The sequence below is a fragment of the Ruegeria sp. AP12 genome (assembly GCF_056540025.1).
In genome coordinates this window covers 1-796 of the sequence record NZ_JBQFVZ010000174.1, presented here as the reverse complement: position 1 = coordinate 796, position 796 = coordinate 1, and the positions used below count along the sequence as shown (strand labels likewise).

The 796-nt window shown below is 59.8% G+C and carries 2 protein-coding genes; both read left to right on the top strand.

The annotated features are described in order from the left end of the window. On the top strand, positions 1-355 hold a 355-nt coding region (locus ACR0E6_RS22070; RefSeq protein ID WP_480587378.1), incomplete at its 5' end, for a helix-turn-helix transcriptional regulator. Positions 356-473: 118 nt separating this feature from the next. Next, a partial coding sequence (locus tag ACR0E6_RS22065; RefSeq protein ID WP_480587376.1) for a glycine zipper domain-containing protein occupies positions 474-796 on the top strand: 323 nt, incomplete at its 3' end.

The following is a 796-nucleotide window of genomic DNA, read 5'->3' as shown; positions in this document are numbered from 1 at the left end:
GGCGGATTGGCTGCAAGTGGCCCCGTGGGGTGCGCCCACGGACGACCCTGAAAAGGGATGCGTTCAGGTCGTGAACTATCGTGAGGCGATCCGGTCCGAGCGCAAGATCCGTATCACCTATGTCAATTCGGACGGCGAACGGACAGAACGGACCGTCCGCCCGGTTGCGCTGATCTATCATATCGAGTGCACGATGCTTGCCGCATGGTGCGAGTTAAGAAACGGGTTTCGCCATTTTCGGACCGACCGCATCTGGTCCTGTGACTTGATCGACGATCACTTTTGCGGTCAAGGCGCGCCGCTTCGCGCGATATGGCAAGAGCAAAATCGCTGGGACGCTGCCACACAACAATGATTGGCAGGTAACTGCCGATATCACCGGATTGTTGCTTGAGCCTGCGCTGCGTCGGCGCGATATACTGCACTGAACAAGATGGCCCCGGCAAACGGGTGCCAGAGCAGAAGGTGATTTCATGACCGTTTCCAAGTTTGTTGTTTCCGCCGGGCTGTGCTCGGCAATGTTTTTCGGCGCGTGTACCGACCCCGGCACGCTGGATTTGCCAGCCGATCCAAACCAGCACACAAAACAGGGTGCGATCCTGGGCGGTTTGGTTGGCGCGGGTGTTGGCGCGATTGCGAATGGCTCTGATCCGCTTCTTGGCGCGCTGGCCGGTGGTGCGATTGGTGCGGCTGGCGGTGGCCTGATCGGTAACCAACTGGACCAGCAGGCCGCAGAACTGCGCCAGCAACTGGCCAATCAGGGGATCACCGTGACCAATGCCGGGGACCGGCTGAT